Here is a 14,977-nt window from a genome sequence, read left to right as displayed (position 1 = left end):
CCCTGCATGTACCGCCTGTCCATCAAGACCAAGCTGAGCGCTGTCATCAGCATCCTGGTCCTCTCGTTCATCGCCTTCAACCTGCTCTACTACCCGCGGTGGGTGGAACAGCAGATCCGCGCCCAGGCTGAACTGAGCGCCCGACAGGTGGCCGAGACGGCCAGCTATGCCCTGGGCCCGGCGGTGAGCAAAGGGAACACCCGGGACATCGCCAAGGTCCTTCAGGGCGTCCAGAACATCCCCTCCTTCCGGTTCAGCGCCGTCTACGGCTCGGACGGCGAAGCCCTGGACAGCACGCCGACCACGCCCGAGTGGGCCACGGGCCAGGTGCTGCGGGACGGTATCTCCCACACGTACACCCGCCGGGAGAGCAACATGCTGGTGGCCGTGGCGCCGGTCTTCTACGAGGAGCCACGGGCCGACCAGGTGGGCACCCTCGTGCTCGGCTTCACCACAGAGGGGACCCAGCGGGCCGTCCGCGAGAACATCCGCGCGAGCCTGGCGGTGGGCCTGGTGACCTTGGTGCTGGGCATCGGGGCGGCGATCTTCCTCTCGAACCGCTACCTCCGGCCGGTGATCCAGCTGACCGAGGCCGCCCAGAAAGTGGCCCAGGGCCACCTGGAGACGGTCTCCGTGAAGGTCTCCACACGGGACGAAATCCAGGACCTGAGCCAGTCCTTCGAGGTGATGACCGACAAGCTGCGCGTCTCCCGGGACGAGATCGAGCGCCAGAACCGCCTGCTGGAATACCGCGTCCAGGAACGCACCCGTCAGCTCATGGAAACCATCTGGGAACTGGAGGAGATCCGCGCCAACCTCGAGCAGCTCGTCCAGGAGCGCACCCGAGGGTTGGAGCAGAGCCGGATGGAGCTCAAGGCCTGGGCCAGCACCCTGGAGGAGAAGGTCCAGGAGAAGACCCGGGAGCTACGGGATCTCAATGACAGCCTGCTCACCAGCTACCAGAAGCTGAAGGAGGTGGACCGGCTGAAGGACGAATTCCTGGCGAACGTGAGCCACGAACTGCGGACCCCCCTGAACTCCATTATCGGATTCTCGGGCATGCTCATGCAGGACCCTGGCGGGCGGCTGGGGGAGGAGGTAAAAGAGGATCTTCAGATCATCTACCAGAACGGGCGGTCTCTTCTGGGTCTGATCGACTCGATTCTCGACCTCTCCAAGATCGAAGCGGGCAAGATGGCCCTGGACCTCGAGGAGGTGGATCCCGTGGCATTGCTGGACGAAGTGAAAGCCATGGCGGCGGGTCTGGTCCAGGATCGCCCCATCACCCTGGAGTACCAGCGTCCCGACGGCCCATTCCGCGTCATGGGGGATCGGGACCGCCTCCGGCAGGTCTTCACGAATCTCGTGGGCAACGCGGTCAAGTTCACGGAAAGCGGGTCCGTGCGGATCACGGCCGAGGCCGTTGGAGATCGCTTCTTCGTCCGCATCGAGGACACGGGCATCGGCATGACGGAAGAGGACCTGGGCCGCCTGTTCAAACCGTTCCAGCAGGTGGATGGGAGCATCTCGCGGCGCTTCGGAGGGACGGGCCTCGGCCTGGCCATCAGCCAGCGGTTCATGGGACTCATGAACGGCCGCATCCGGGCCTCCAGCCGCAAGGGCGAGGGCAGCGTCTTCGAGGTGGAGATGCCCCTGGTCACCGGGGTGGCGGCATGAGCAGCAACCTCCGGAAGATCCTCTGCATCGAGGACAACGCCATGAACTGGCGGCTGGTCCACCGCCTGCTCTCCCAGGCGGGGTTCGAGCCGCACTGGGCGGACGACGGCCTGAAGGGATACGAGATGGCCGTGCAGCTCAAGCCGGCCCTGATCCTGCTGGACATCAACCTGCCCGGCCTTTCGGGGTTCGAGGTGGCCACCAAGCTGCGTCAGAACCCGTCCATGAATGGTGTCCTGATCGTCGCCCTCACCGCCAAGACCATGCGCAGCGACCGGGAGACCGCGCTGGTGACAGGCTGCGATGGGTTCATCTCCAAGCCCATCGATCCCTTCCTGTTCGTGGGGCAGGTCGAGGCCTACCTCGGCGGGCAGCGGGACCGCCTCGAGCAGGGACGGGAAGGCGCGGCCCTCCGGCAGTTCACCCACCAGGTGGTCGAGCATCTGGAGGCCCAGCTCCGCGAGGCGCAGGAGGGCAACCGGAAGCTCCTGGAGGTCCAGGCCGTGCTGGAGCAGCGCAGCCACCACCTCTCCAGGCTGCTGGCCCTCAGCAGGGAGACCATTCCCCTCAGGGACGTGGACGAGATCCGCTCGCGGGTCCTGGGGCAGATGCGGGAAGAGCTGAGTCTCGAGCGCTTGACCACCTACCATCTGCACTCGAGCGGGGCCTATTTCCAAGGCTGGACCTGGGGTCCCGGCGGGATGGAGGAGACGCCCGTGTTGCCCAGGGAGCAGCCCCTGGCCGCCGGAGTGGAGGCGCTTCCGGCCGGCCTGGTCCTCATGAACACGGAGCTCCGCCAGACAGCGGCCTGGGAGCAGGGGATCGACCTGGGATTGTGGGATCCGCGGGCCCAGGCGATGCTGCTGCCCCTGCGCAGCCGCTCCGGTGAGGACCGCCTCTGGGGGTTCCTCGCGGCGGATCGCTCCGGCGCGGCCTTCCAGGCCTTCGAGATGGAGCTGGCCGCCCTCTATGCCAGCAGCCTCCAGGTCACGGTGGAGAACGCCGAGCTCATCAGCCACCTGGACGAGACCAGCCAGGCCCTCAGCACCAGCTACGAGGGGCTCGAATCCACCTATGTGGCGCTCAAGAACGCCCAGCGCGCCCTGGTGGCCCAGGACCGGAAGACTGCTCTCGGCGCCCTTTTCCTTCAGATGGCCCAGCGCCTCCAGACGCCGGTGCGGACCCTGAAGGAGGAGAGCCACATCCTGTCCGTCCACATGGAGCGGGCCGATATCCCGCCCCCCGAGGAGCGGGAGGCCTGCCAGCGTTCCATGGAATCGATCCGCCGCGCCATCGCCCAGGTGGACGACCTGGTCCGGGTCCTGCTCCGCCGGACGGGTCAGGTCGAAGCCAGCCCCCCGGAGTGGATCCACCTGCACGACCTGATCCACCAGGAACTGGAGATCCTGCACGTGGACGGGACGCTCCCACCGGAATTCCCGCTGGAGCTCAACCTGCAGGCCCCCAGGGACCTGATCTTCGGGGTCTCCACCGATTTCTCGGACCTGCTGGGGCACCTCGTGGCCCATGCGCTGGGGGGTGCCGCGAGCCGGATCCAGTTGCGCTCCTGGGGAGGGAAGCGGCACTTCCGCCTGGAACTGGAGGACGACGGCGGCCCCATCGCTCCGGAACTCCTGGAGCGGGCCTTCGAACCCTTGTCCGGGCTGCGGCCTGAGGCTCCGGCCCCGGAGCCGGGGCGGCGCCCCGGGGCTGGATTGCCGTCCTGCGCCCAGCTCATGACCGCCTACGGGGGCACCGTCGAACTTCTGGCCGCCCCTCGTGGAACCGTTCTCCGGCTCAGCCTCCGGATGGACTGACGCGCGTCACCACCTTCTCGATCCGCTTCTCGTAGGCCGTCCCCAGCACGAGCCGATGGACGAAGATGCCGGGGGTGTGGATGGCATCGGGATCCAGCTCACCCACCTCGACGATCTCCTCCACCTCTGCGATACAGACCTTCCCGCAGGTGGCGGCCATCGGGTTGAAATTGCGGGCGGTCTTTCGGTAGACGAGGTTGCCCAGCCGGTCGGCCTTCCAGGCCTTCACCAGGGCGAAGTCCGCGAAGATGCCCTGCTCGAGCACGCATTCGCGCCCCTGGAACCGCCGGGTTTCCTTGCCCTCGGCCACCTTGGTGCCGGCGCCCGTGGGTGTGAAGAAGGCCGGAATGCCGGCGCCGCCGGCCCGCATGCGCTCCGCCAGGGTGCCCTGGGGCACCAGTTCCACCTCCAGCTCGCCGCTGAGGAACTGGCGGGCGAACTCGGCGTTCTCGCCCACATAGCTGCTGACCATCTTGTGGATCTGGCGGTTCCGCAGGAGGATGCCCAGGCCGAAATCGTCCACGCCGGCGTTGTTGGAATAGCAGGTCAGGCCCTTGATGCCGGTCTGGGCCAGGGCCGCGATGAGGTGCTCGGGAATGCCGCAGAGGCCGAAGCCGCCCACGGCGAGGTGGGCCCCGTCGGGGATGTCCTTCACGGCTTCCAGGGCGGTGCTGATGCGCTTGTCGATCATGGGGCGAACCTCGGAACGGCCCAACAGTGTGCCATCTCTGGCATCCTGCTCCAGTCCCTGTTTGAACCGGGAGGAGGCCCCGTGAAGCCCGCAGTGTTCCTGGATCGTGATGGCACCCTCAACGAGGAGGTGGATTACCTCAGCGAACCGGACCGCCTGGCGATGATTCCGGGCTCTGCGGCGGCCGTGGCCCGCCTCAATGCCAGGGGCATCCCGGTAGTGGTGGTCACGAACCAGAGCGGGATCGGGCGGGGGAAATACGGGTGGCAGGATTTCGCCGCCGTCATGAGCCGCATGGGGACGCTGCTGGCCCTGGAGAACGCCTGGATCGACGCCGTGTACGCCGCCCCCCACCACGAGAAGGGGCAGGGGGAGTATGCCGTGGCGGATCACCCGGACCGCAAACCGAACCCGGGCATGCTGGTGAAAGCGGCGGAAGAGCATGATCTCGACCTGGCCGGGTCCTGGATGGTCGGAGACAAGGCCATCGACCTGGAGGCCGGCCGCCGGGCGGGGTGCCGGGTGGCCCTGGTCCGCACGGGCTATGGGGTCGAGGTGGACGGGTCCATGGCAGATTTGGTGGCCGCGGACCTGTCAGAAGCCGTGGAACGCATCCTGGCCCAGTGGCCATGATCCTGGTCGAGAAGGCCGGGCTGGTGCCGGGCACGCTGATCAAGCGCTACAAGCGGTTTCTGGCGGATGTGAAGCTGGGGGATGGCTCCATCGTCACCGCTCACACCACCAACACGGGTTCCATGAAGACGTGCTGGGAGGCCGGGGATCGGGTACTGCTGGAACCCGCCTCGAATCCCGATCGCAAGCTGAAGTTCACCTGGCTGGCGGTGGAGCGGGCCGACGGCTGGGTGGGCGTGGAAACCGGCATGCCGAACCGGGTGGTGGCCGAGGCCGCCCGGCGGGACGCGCTGCCCGGGCTGCCCGGCTTGCGCGGCGTGCGCACGGAGGTGAAATACGGCGCCGAGAACAGCCGCATCGATGTGCTGGCCGAGGATGGGGAGGGTCGCCAGATCTTCATCGAGGTGAAGAATACCACCTTGAAGGGCGGACCCTGGGCCCTCTTCCCTGATGCCGTGACCGAACGTGGAACCAAGCACCTGCGTGAGCTCCAGGCCATGGTCCGCCAAGGTCACCGCGCCGCCATCGCCCTGTTCGTGCACCGCACGGACGTGGACCGGTTCGATGCGGCCCGCGAGATCGATCCGGCCTATGCGGCGGAGCTTGATCGTGCGGCGGATACCGGCGTGATGGTCCTGCCGCTGGCTGTGCGTCTGGTCACAAGGCAGGAGGAGAGCGGTCTGTGGAGGCTGGGATGGGAATTACCGGGCCTTCTGCCCTGGGTGCCCCGGCGATAGACTGGGGCTTTCCAACCGGAGTTCCCCATGTCCACTTCTGTGTCCGAGCTGATGAAGACGCCTCTGAACGCCGCCCACCGCGCCCTGAACGCCAAGATGGTGGACTTCGGCGGATGGGACATGCCCGTGCAGTACCCGACCGGGATCATCGCGGAACATGAAGCGGTCAGGACCAAGGTGGGCCTCTTCGATGTCAGCCACATGGGCGAGTTCCGCGTGAAGGGTCCCGGAGCCCTGGCCCTGGTGGAGTACCTCACCCCGAACGCCGTCTCCAAGCTGGCCCTGGGCCAGGTGCACTACACCGCCTTCCTCTACGAGAACGGCACCTTCGTGGATGACCTGCTGGTCTACCGCGAGGGCGAGCAGGAATTCCTCCTGGTGGTGAACGCCGGCAACATCGACAAGGACTTCGCCTGGGTTCAGAAGCACGCCGCGGCCTTCGACTGCACGGTGGTGAACGAGAGCCCGGCCACGGGCCAGATCGCCCTCCAGGGCCCGCTGGCGGTGGGCATCCTCCAGCCCCTCACGAAGACCCCGCTCGATCCCATCGGCTACTACTTCTTCACGCACGGCGAGGTGGCGGGGATCAAGTGCCTCATCAGCCGCACGGGCTATACCGGCGAGGACGGCTTCGAGCTCTACTGCGCCGCCGCCGACACCGAAAAGCTCTGGAACGCCGTCCTGGCCGCCGGCAAGCCTGCTGGCCTGGTCCCCGCGGGCCTGGGCTGCCGCAACACCCTGCGCCTGGAGTGCAAGATGGCCCTCTATGGCCACGAGATCGACGACAGCATCCACGCCCTGGAGGCCGGGCTGGGCTGGATCGTGAAGCTGGACAAGGGGGATTTCATTGGCCGGGATGCCCTGCTGGCCGCGAAGGCCGCTCCCGCGCCCCGGAAGCTGGTGGGCTTCAAGACCCTCGAGAAGCGGGACATCGCCCGCGACCACATGCCCGTGGTGCAGGCTGGCAAGCAGATCGGCTTTGTCACCAGCGCCGCGCCCTCGCCCACCTGCGGCTTCAACCTGGGCCTCGCCTACGTCCCCACCGAGCTGGCCAAGGTCGGCGGGCGGATCCAGATCGAGATCCGCGGCCGGGCCGTGGATGCGGAGATCATCCCCACGCCGTTCTACAAGCGCCAGAAGTAGCTCTCAGCCGTCAGCTATCAGTTTTCATAGACCAACCTGGAGGATTCATGTTCCCTGCCGATCTGAAGTACACCAAGGACCACGAGTGGGTGAAGCCCGCGGGCGACGGCACTGCCCTGGTGGGCATCACGCACTACGCGCAGGACGCTTTGGGTGACGTGGTGTTCGTGGACCTTCCGGAGGCCGGCGCCTCTTTCGGAGCTGGCGAGGAGTTCGGTACGGTGGAGTCCGTGAAGACGGTGTCCGAGCTGAATATGCCTTCCGCCGGCGAAGTCCTCGAAGTGAACGCGGCCCTGGCCGACCATCCGGAAGCCGTGAACGAGGACCCCTACGGCAAGGGCTGGATGGTCAAGATCAAGCTGTCCGGCGCCCTGTCCGCCGACCTGCTGGACGCCGCCGCCTACGAAGCCCTGGTGAGCGCGGAAAGCCACTAGGCTCATGCCGTTTCCGCTCCTGACAGCCCTGCTCTGGGGGACGGTGCCGGTCCCGGGACCGTTGCCGTCCTCCCAGCCCCCGGGAGTGCCCCAGGCGGTGGTCGCCCCCGTCCGGGCGCCCGAATCCGATGCGACGCGGATCGCGCGGTTGCGCTCCCTGGTCGAAGCCGCTGAGAAGGCTCTGGAGGCGGACGATGAGGACACGGCCGGAACCCGCTCGGATGAGGCCGATGTCCTCACGGCCGATTGGTCTCCCGAGCTGCTCCGCAGGCCGGAGGTGCAGGAGCTGATCCAGCGCCTGAAGGAAGTGCAGGACCAGTTGGCCGCCGAGGAGCCCGAGGCGCCGGGAGAGGCGGAACCCGGGCTCAAGGCCGCTGAGGAGGTGATCTCCATCAGCGGCGAGGAGCTCAAGAGCGAGTTGGAGAAGGTGCGCGCGGCCGAGCAGGGGGCGACCTACGACTTCCCCATCGATCTGAACGACAAGGTGCTCACCTGGGTGAGCGTCTTCACCACCACCAAGCGCGGCTTCATGGAGAACGCCCTGGGCCGCGCGTCGGTGTACATGCCCATGATCCGGCAGGTCTTCGCTGAGGAGGGCGTCCCCTCGGACCTGGCCTACCTCGCGGTCATCGAATCGGGCTTCCGCAACGAGGCCAAGAGTCGGGCCAAGGCCGTGGGCATGTGGCAGTTCATCCGCTCCACCGGGCGGATCTACGGACTGACCGCCAATGCCTGGGTCGAAGAACGGCGCGATCCGGTCAAGTCCGCCCGGGCCGCGGCCCGCTACCTGAAGCGCCTCTACGAGATCTCCGGGGACTGGTACCTGGCGGCCTCCGGCTACAACGCGGGCCCTCTGACTCTGGAGCGCGCCATCCAGAACGTGGGCACGCGCAACTTCTGGGACCTGGCCCGCTCCCGCTGGCTTCGCACCGAGACCAAGAACTACGTTCCAGAGCTCTGCGCCGCGATCCTGGTGGGACGCAATCCGGTCCGGTACGGCTTGAACATCGCCCCTCTCGCGCCCTACGTCTACGAGACGGTCACGGTCCCCACCCAGACCAGCCTCGCGGTACTGGCCCGGTGCGCAGGGACGGACGCGTCGACGCTGAAGGCCCTGAATCCGGAGCTTCTGCGAGGCTCCACGCCTCCGGGGAGCTACACCCTCCGCGTGCCCCCCGGGAAGGCTCTGGAGTGCATGCGGCAGCTCGCCCGCATGCCGGCGGGCCGGCGGCTGAACTTCCAGCACTACACGGTCCGCCGGGGCGACACCCTCGTGAAGGTCGCGAAACGGTTCAAGCTGACGCCCGATGACCTGCTCGATGCCAATGACATCACCGCCCGGCAGTTCAAGCCTGGAAAGCGCCTGCTGATTCCTCCCGCGCCCAGCCTGCTTCTGGACGCGCGGGATCTCGCGCCCAGGATCGAGCGCGTGAAGCTGCTGGGCGACCGGCCCCTGGATCCTCTCCCGGCCGTTCCCGTGGTGTCCGCTCCTCCTGCGGAAGGCGCCCCGGCCCCGGCGGTCGAAGCGGGCAGCGGCGCCGCCCCGGCGATCCCTCAGGTTCCCGTCCGGTCTGAGGCTCCTTCTCCGGCATCCGCGGGCGCGCCCAGTTCTGCGGCCAACGCCGATCGGACCGACGCCACCTCCTCCGAACCCACATCCACCGGCGCCACCTACCGGGCCAAACCCGGAGACACCCTCGCCAAGATCGCCCGGGCCCGGAAGATCCCACTGGGTGAGCTCATGAGGCTCAACCCGGAGGCTGTGAAGGCTCTGCACCCCGGGGATGGCGTGCTGCTGCCTGGTTCCAAGGGGCCCGGCGCCTCTGCAAGGACGGAGGCCACGCCCCGCATCCATGTCGTCCGTCGCGGTGAGACCCTCGCCGCCATCGGCCGGAAGTACGGTCTGGATCCCATGGATCTCAAGGCCTGGAACCGGATGAAAGGCGACCGCGTCATGGCGGGCCAGAAGCTCCGCCTGGCACCCCGATGATCTCTGCTTGCGGAAGCCGCAAAGGAGTGTGATACTGGGTCTTCCCCATTGGGGCCATAGCTCAGCTGGGAGAGCGCTTGCATGGCATGCAAGAGGTCGTCGGTTCGATCCCGATTGGCTCCACCAAACAGAAGGCCACCGCAAGGTGGCCTTCTTGCTGTCAGCCTTCAGCTATCAGCTGTCAGCCACCCTCGCACCGATAGCTGATAGCTGATAGCCGAAAGCTCAAACCCCATGCTCGCTTCCCTCAACCACGTGGATCTCCGCTTCGGCCCCCAGGAGGTGCTGAAGGATGTGACCTGGGCGATCCAGGAGGGCGAGTGCTGGGGCGTCATCGGGCGCAACGGTGCGGGCAAGAGTACCGTCTTCAAGCTCCTGCTGGGCCAGCTGGAGGCCGACAGCGGCACGGTGGTGAAGCCCACGAAGGAGCGTGGCATCCGCATGGGCCACTACGCCCAGGACCTGGTGCCCGAGACAGAGGGCAGTGTGCTGGAGGAGGCGCTGGCGGCCTTCGGCGACGTGGAGAAGCTGCAGCACGAGATGCGTGAGCTGGAGCACCGCATGGGCGAGACGGGCTCCGACCTCGATGAGGTGATGGCCCGCTACCAGAAGGTGACGGAAGCCTTCGAGCACCTCGACGGCTTCACCATCCGCGCCCGCGCCGAAAGCATCCTCCAGGCGCTGGGCTTCGGCTCCGCAGACTTCGAGCGCCCGGTGGAGACGCTGTCCGGCGGCCAGAAGAGCCGCGTGATGCTCGCCAAGGCCATCCTCCAGGGCCAGGACCTGCTGCTGCTGGACGAGCCCACGAACCACCTGGACCTGCCCAGCCTGCGCTGGCTCGAGTCGTTCATCCAGGACACGGACGCCACCGTGGCGGTCATCAGCCACGATCGCTACTTCCTGGACAAGATCGCCACCGAGATCCTGGAGCTGGAACTGGGCCGTTCCCGGGCCTACGACGGCAACTACTCCGAGTTCATGGAGAAGAAGGAGCAGGAGCTCGAGCTGCTGGAGCGCCACTATGAGCAGCAGCAGGCCTACATCAAGAACCAGGAAGAGTACATCCGCCGCAACATCGCGGGCCAGAACACCAAGCAGGCCCGCGGTCGTCGCACGCACCTCGCCAAGCTGGAACGCATCCAGAAACCTCTGCGGGACCGACGGAAAGTGAAATTCAGCTTTCCCGAGACCCAGCGCAGCGGTGACGTGGCCCTGGTGCTGGAGAATGCCAGCGTGGGTTGGGGTGGGAAGGCCCTCTACGCGCCGCTGGAACAGCTCCAGATCAAGCGGGGGCAGAAGATGGGCATCGTGGGCCTCAACGGCACCGGCAAGTCCACGCTGCTGAAGGCCATCTCTGAGGAGATCCCCTTCATCACCGGCCGGGCCCGCCTGGGCAGCCAGGTGAAGCTGGGCTACTTCGACCAGCATCACAAGAACCTGGACCCGCGCAACACCGTGTTCCAGCAGATCCACGCCGTGAACCCCCAGGCCCTGAAGCAGGACGTGCTCGGCTTCCTGGCCAAGTTCCAGTTCCGCGGCGACGACGTGGACAAGCCCGTGACGGCCCTCTCCGGCGGCGAGCGCGCCCGGCTCAGCATCGCCACGCTCATCCGCCACGGCGTGAACCTGCTGCTGCTGGACGAGCCCACCAACCACATGGACATCCCCAGCATGGAAGCCATGGAGGACACCATCCTGAGCTTCACCGGCGCGGCCATCGTGGTGACCCACGATCGTTACCTATTGGGCCGCGTGGCGGATTCGCTCCTGCGCATCCACGAAGGCCGCGCGGAGTTCCGCGAAGGCGGCTACGAAGACCACCAGGCCTGGGTGGACCTGGACCTGAGCGCCGAAGAAATCAATGGCAGCCCTGAGCCAGAGACTCCCAAGAAAGCTGCTTCTCCGCAGGCGAAGCCAAGCCCGGCAGCGAAGCCGCAGGGCCCTGCCAAGCCCCAGCTTCCGTCTCCCAAGCCCATCGACAAAGACAAACAGCGGGCCATCAAACGCTTCGAGAAGCACGTGGCCGAGGCCGAGGCCAAGGTGGCGGAGCTGGAAGCGAAGCTGGCGGAGCTCCAGAAGGAGATGGCCGCCATGGATCCCGCCGACTGGAAGGCCTTCAGCGCCAAGCTGGACGCCCAGAAGACGCTGGAGGCGGACCTGGCCTATGCCATGAGCGACTGGGAGGCGGCCCAGGGCGCCCTGGAGGAAGCCCAGCGCTAAGAGCCGAGCTAAGAGCCGAGCTCAGAGCCTGCTAGGATCCTGGAAACCCCCGAGGCTTCCATGACTTCCTTCCGAGGCGCCCACGTCCTCATCACCGGTGCGGCCAGCGGCCTGGGCCGGCTCATGGCCCTGGAGGCCGCAGCCCGAGGCGCCCGCGTGAGCCTGCTAGACCGGGACGCGAAGGGCCTGGATGCGCTCTGTGAGGCGATCCTGGCCAAGGGCGGGGAGGCCAGGGGCTTCGCGGTCGACCTCTCCGAACGCACCGCCGTCCAGGCCACCTGCGCGGAGATCCGGCGGCAGCGCGGCGGTGTCGACATCCTCGTCAACAACGCGGGCATCGTGTCCGGGAAGACGCTCCTGGAGTGCAGCGACGAAGGCATCGAGCGCACCTTCCAGGTCAACGTCCTGGCGAACTTCTGGACCGTCCGGGCCTTCCTGCCGGACATGCTGGCGGCGGGGAAGGGGCACATCGTCACGGTGGCCTCCGCCGCGGGCCTGGCGGGGACCTCGCGCCTGGTGGACTACTCCGCCTCGAAGTTCGCCGCCGTGGGTTTCGACGAATCCCTGCGCATGGAACTGAAGCGGCTGGGCAGCCCTGTGCGCACGACGGTGGTCTGCCCCTTCTTCATCGATACGGGCATGTTCGAGGGTGTGAAGACCCGCTTCGCGTGGCTGCTGCCCATCCTCAAGCCCGCCTACGTGGTGTGGCGCATCCTGGGCGCCGTTGAAGGGAACCGCTCGCGCCTGATCATGCCCCGCTTCGTGATGACCGTACCCGTCATCCGCGTGCTCCCGCCCTTCCTCTTCGACGCCGTGCTCAGCTTCTTCGGCGTGAACCGCAGCATGGACGAGTTCGTGGGACGGCATTAGCAGAACGGGCGCCGTAGCCCTGGACGGGGGGCACCTTCAGTCCCATTCCCGGGCCACCAGATAGGCCACAGCAGTGGCCACCAGGGCCGGCACCACCAGGGCCGCCTGGGCCGTCGTCTCCGCCAGGAACACGACCGGAACCAGCATCGTCTCGTTGAAGGCTCCCGCGAAGGCTGTGGCTCCGAGCATCGTGAGCAGCCCCGGATAGCCCGGCAGGAACCAGGCATCGAAGGCGGAGCCGAGGCAGGCGCCCATGGCCACGGCCGGCAACCAGGTGCCGCCGATGCCGCCGGACCCGAGCGTGAGGGCGGTGGCCAGGATCTTCACGCCCAGAAAGATGAGGGCCATGCGCAGGTCGGGCGGGGTCGCCAGGAGGTGGTTCACGAGCTCGACGCCTCCTCCGCGCGCCACAGGGATGCCAGGCAGCAGGAGGTGTCCCGGCAGCATGAGCACCACCAGTCCCACACCGCCCGCCAGACCCCGCAGGGGAAGGGGGAGCCAGGCGAGCCGCCTGCGGAAGCTGGCCTGGGCCGCGCTGAAGAAGCTGGAGCCCAGGCCGCAGGCCAGGCCGAGCGGAAGGGCCATCCAGATCTCGTGCCAGGCCAGGGTGTAGGGTCGGGTGAGGGTGAGCAGGGGCTGGTGTCCCATCATCGCGGCGAAGACCAGATAGCCGGAGGCGGCGGCCACCAGGGTGGGCACCAGGTTGAGCGAGCGGAGGGTGCCGTCATGCTCGGCCGCGAACAGGGCCGCGCTCAGCGGCGCACGGAAGACTGAGGCCAGGGCTCCCGCCGCGCCGCAGGCCACCATGGTGTGCGCGTCCATCAGGAGCCTGCGGAAGAACTGGAGCCGGCGGGAGAGGGACCGGACCAGCCGGTGGCACTGGAGCCCGACGGCGGCGCCGAACCACTTTCCAGGCCCTTCCAGACCCGCGCTTCCTCCGAGGAAGATGGTGGCGAAGCAGGCCAGCACCTTGATGAACGACTCCCGGAAAGGGAAGGCCCGGTAGGGGTCCTTGTGGGAGATCTCGATGTCCTCGGCCAGGGTCACGTCGCCAACGCCGCCCAGGGCCAGGATCGTGGTGGCGAGGGGCAGGCCGATCAGGGGCAGCAGGAGGACGAGGTGGTTCCGGGTCATGCTCTCCCGGAACCACTCGAAGAGGGCGAGGTAGGCGGCCACGGCCAGGCCCATCATCCACCCGGTGAAGGCGCCCAGGGGGAGCATGAGGAAGATGATGCGGCGGCCGTGCGCCAGGACCCTGAGGTTCCTGCGCTTGGCCCGCGACTGGAGGAGGTGGCTGAGTTGCATGGAACGTCTCTAGGGGCCCTCGGGGGCCTCGCGGAACGAATGGCACCCGAGTCGGGTCAGAAGTGCTTCAGGGTCAAGTCGATCATACGCCGCACGAAACCCGTGTAGGGCGGGTACATGAGCTGGATGCCCGAGAAGCGCGTGGGCTGGCGCAGGATGCCCCGGGCATTGGAGAAGGCCTCGAAGCCGTGGCGGCCGTGGGCCTTGCCGAAGCCCGAAGTGTTCACGCCGCCCGTGGGGAGGCCCGTGTGGACGAAGTGCAGCACCGTGTCGTTGATGCAACCACCCCCGGCCGTGGTGCGGGCCAGGAGGGCCCCGGCGGATCGGCCGCTGCCGCTGAACACGTAGAGGGCCAGGGGCTTGGGCCGGGCGTTCACGAAGGCCACGGCCTCGCCCATGTCTTCCACCCGCAGCACGGGCAGCAGGGGGCCGAAGATCTCCTCCTGCATGATGGGCGCGGTGGGGGCGACGTCCGTGAGCACCGTCGGACCGATGTAGCGCGTGGCGGCGTCCGCCTCGCCGCCGAAGGCGACCTGGGCTGCGGACCCACTCAGAAGGGCCTGGATCCTCGTGAAATGCCGATCGTTGATGATCCGGGCCAGGTCCGGGCTGGCCCTGCGGGCTTCAGGCGAGGCGCCGTAGAAGGTCTCGAAGGCGCCCTTCAGCTCATTCACGAAGGCGTCATGCACGCGGGTGTGGACCAGCACGTAGTCCGGCGCCACACAGGTCTGGCCCGCATTGAGCCCCTTGCCCCAGGCGACCTTGCGGGCGGCTTCGCGCAGGTTGGCGTCCGCGTCCACCAGCACGGGGGACTTGCCGCCCAGCTCCAGCGTCACGGAGGCCAAGTGCTCGGCGGCGGCCTTCATGACCGATCTCCCCACGGCAGGACTGCCCGTGAAGAAGATGTGGTCGAAGGGCAGGGCCAGCAGGGCCTGGGCTGCGTCGGCCTCGCCCTCCACCAGGGCCACTTCCTCCTCCGGGAAGAGACCGGTCAGCAGCTTCCGGAGGAAGGCATTGGTGCGGGGGGTGAATTCCGAGGGCTTGAGCACGGCGCAGTTGCCCGCGGCGAGGGCGGATACCAGGGGGCCGAGCGTCAGGTAGATGGGGTAGTTCCAGGGGCTGATGATAAGGACCACGCCCCGAGGCTCGTGGATGACGGTGCCTACGCTGCCGAGGAGGCCGATGGGGGTGGGCACCCGGCGTGGCTTCATCCAGCGCGGCAGATGGCGCAGGGCGTCCCGGATCTCAGAGATGACGGGGTAGAGCTCCGTGAGGTCCACCTCCTCCGGCGCCTTCCGAAAGTCCGCCGCCAGGGCCGCCTGGGCCTCAGCCCGGTGGGCCATGAGGGCATCCAGCAAGGCCCGGAGCTTTGCCCGGCGCTGGTCGGCGGACGTGGCCGCCACCCGCCAGCGGGCAGCTCGCTGGCGGGCGAAGAGGGCTTCCACGTCAGAGGTCACGGG

At 67.6% G+C, this 14,977-nt stretch carries 12 protein-coding genes and 1 tRNA gene; 10 read left to right on the top strand and 3 right to left on the bottom strand.

Annotated features, from left to right (window positions below):
- Positions 1-6: 6 nt before the first annotated feature.
- Positions 7-1,677 carry a sensor histidine kinase gene (locus tag MLG87_RS02965; protein WP_243293725.1) on the top strand — a complete coding sequence of 557 codons (1,671 nt, stop codon included), beginning with the start codon at positions 7-9 and terminating at the stop codon, positions 1,675-1,677.
- Positions 1,674-3,494, top strand: coding sequence for a hybrid sensor histidine kinase/response regulator (locus tag MLG87_RS02960; protein ID WP_243293724.1), 1,821 nt, complete (start codon positions 1,674-1,676; stop codon positions 3,492-3,494). Before MLG87_RS02965 ends, MLG87_RS02960 begins: the two co-directional genes overlap by 4 nt.
- On the opposite strand, the gene MLG87_RS02955 is transcribed toward MLG87_RS02960, so the two are convergent.
- Positions 3,475-4,185, bottom strand: a complete 711-nt coding sequence (locus MLG87_RS02955; protein ID WP_243293723.1) for a CoA transferase subunit A — start codon at positions 4,183-4,185, stop codon at positions 3,475-3,477. The genes MLG87_RS02960 and MLG87_RS02955 overlap by 20 nt on opposite strands.
- 81 nt (positions 4,186-4,266) lie before the next feature.
- Between MLG87_RS02955 and MLG87_RS02950 the strand changes: the two genes are divergently transcribed.
- The 8 genes from MLG87_RS02950 (at position 4,267) to MLG87_RS02915 (ending at position 12,212) form a co-directional block, all read left to right on the top strand.
- On the top strand, positions 4,267-4,818 hold the full coding sequence (locus MLG87_RS02950) for a D-glycero-alpha-D-manno-heptose-1,7-bisphosphate 7-phosphatase (RefSeq protein ID WP_341848569.1): 552 nt from the start codon (positions 4,267-4,269) through the stop codon (positions 4,816-4,818).
- Entirely contained in the window at positions 4,815-5,555 is a 741-nt protein-coding gene (gene sfsA / locus MLG87_RS02945) for a DNA/RNA nuclease SfsA (RefSeq protein WP_243293721.1), read from the top strand. The genes MLG87_RS02950 and sfsA overlap by 4 nt, the downstream gene beginning before the upstream one ends.
- A gap of 39 nt (positions 5,556-5,594) precedes the next feature.
- Positions 5,595-6,698 carry a glycine cleavage system aminomethyltransferase GcvT gene (gene gcvT / locus MLG87_RS02940; RefSeq protein WP_425250880.1) on the top strand — a complete coding sequence of 368 codons (1,104 nt, stop codon included), beginning with the start codon at positions 5,595-5,597 and terminating at the stop codon, positions 6,696-6,698.
- 47 nt (positions 6,699-6,745) lie between these two features.
- Positions 6,746-7,132: a glycine cleavage system protein GcvH gene (gene gcvH, locus MLG87_RS02935; protein WP_243293719.1), complete on the top strand. Its 387-nt coding sequence runs from the start codon at positions 6,746-6,748 to the stop codon at positions 7,130-7,132.
- A 4-nt stretch (positions 7,133-7,136) separates the two neighbouring features.
- Entirely contained in the window at positions 7,137-9,122 is a 1,986-nt protein-coding gene (locus MLG87_RS02930) for a LysM peptidoglycan-binding domain-containing protein (protein ID WP_243293718.1), read from the top strand.
- A 50-nt stretch (positions 9,123-9,172) separates the two neighbouring features.
- A tRNA-Ala gene (locus MLG87_RS02925) sits at positions 9,173-9,248 on the top strand.
- A 108-nt stretch (positions 9,249-9,356) separates the two neighbouring features.
- Positions 9,357-11,342: a ribosomal protection-like ABC-F family protein gene (abc-f, locus tag MLG87_RS02920; RefSeq protein WP_243293717.1), complete on the top strand. Its 1,986-nt coding sequence runs from the start codon at positions 9,357-9,359 to the stop codon at positions 11,340-11,342.
- Between the two features lie 60 nt (positions 11,343-11,402).
- Positions 11,403-12,212 carry an SDR family oxidoreductase gene (locus tag MLG87_RS02915; RefSeq protein WP_243293716.1) on the top strand — a complete coding sequence of 270 codons (810 nt, stop codon included), beginning with the start codon at positions 11,403-11,405 and terminating at the stop codon, positions 12,210-12,212.
- Positions 12,213-12,248: 36 nt separating this feature from the next.
- Here MLG87_RS02915 and MLG87_RS02910 read toward each other — a convergent pair whose 3' ends face one another.
- Positions 12,249-13,517 (bottom strand): chloride channel protein, encoded by a 1,269-nt coding sequence (locus MLG87_RS02910; protein ID WP_243293715.1) that lies wholly within the window; start codon positions 13,515-13,517, stop codon positions 12,249-12,251.
- Positions 13,518-13,573: 56 nt separating this feature from the next.
- The gene (locus MLG87_RS02905; protein WP_243293714.1) at positions 13,574-14,974 is read right to left on the bottom strand and encodes an aldehyde dehydrogenase family protein; all 1,401 of its coding nucleotides are present in this window, start codon (positions 14,972-14,974) and stop codon (positions 13,574-13,576) included.
- Between the last annotated feature and the right edge of the window lie 3 nt (positions 14,975-14,977).

Source organism: Geothrix mesophila, assembly GCF_022808835.1.
GTDB classification, from domain to species: Bacteria; Acidobacteriota; Holophagae; order Holophagales; family Holophagaceae; genus Geothrix; species Geothrix paludis.
Note: the sequence above shows the minus strand (reverse complement) of the source record. Positions and strands in the feature narration are given on the sequence as shown.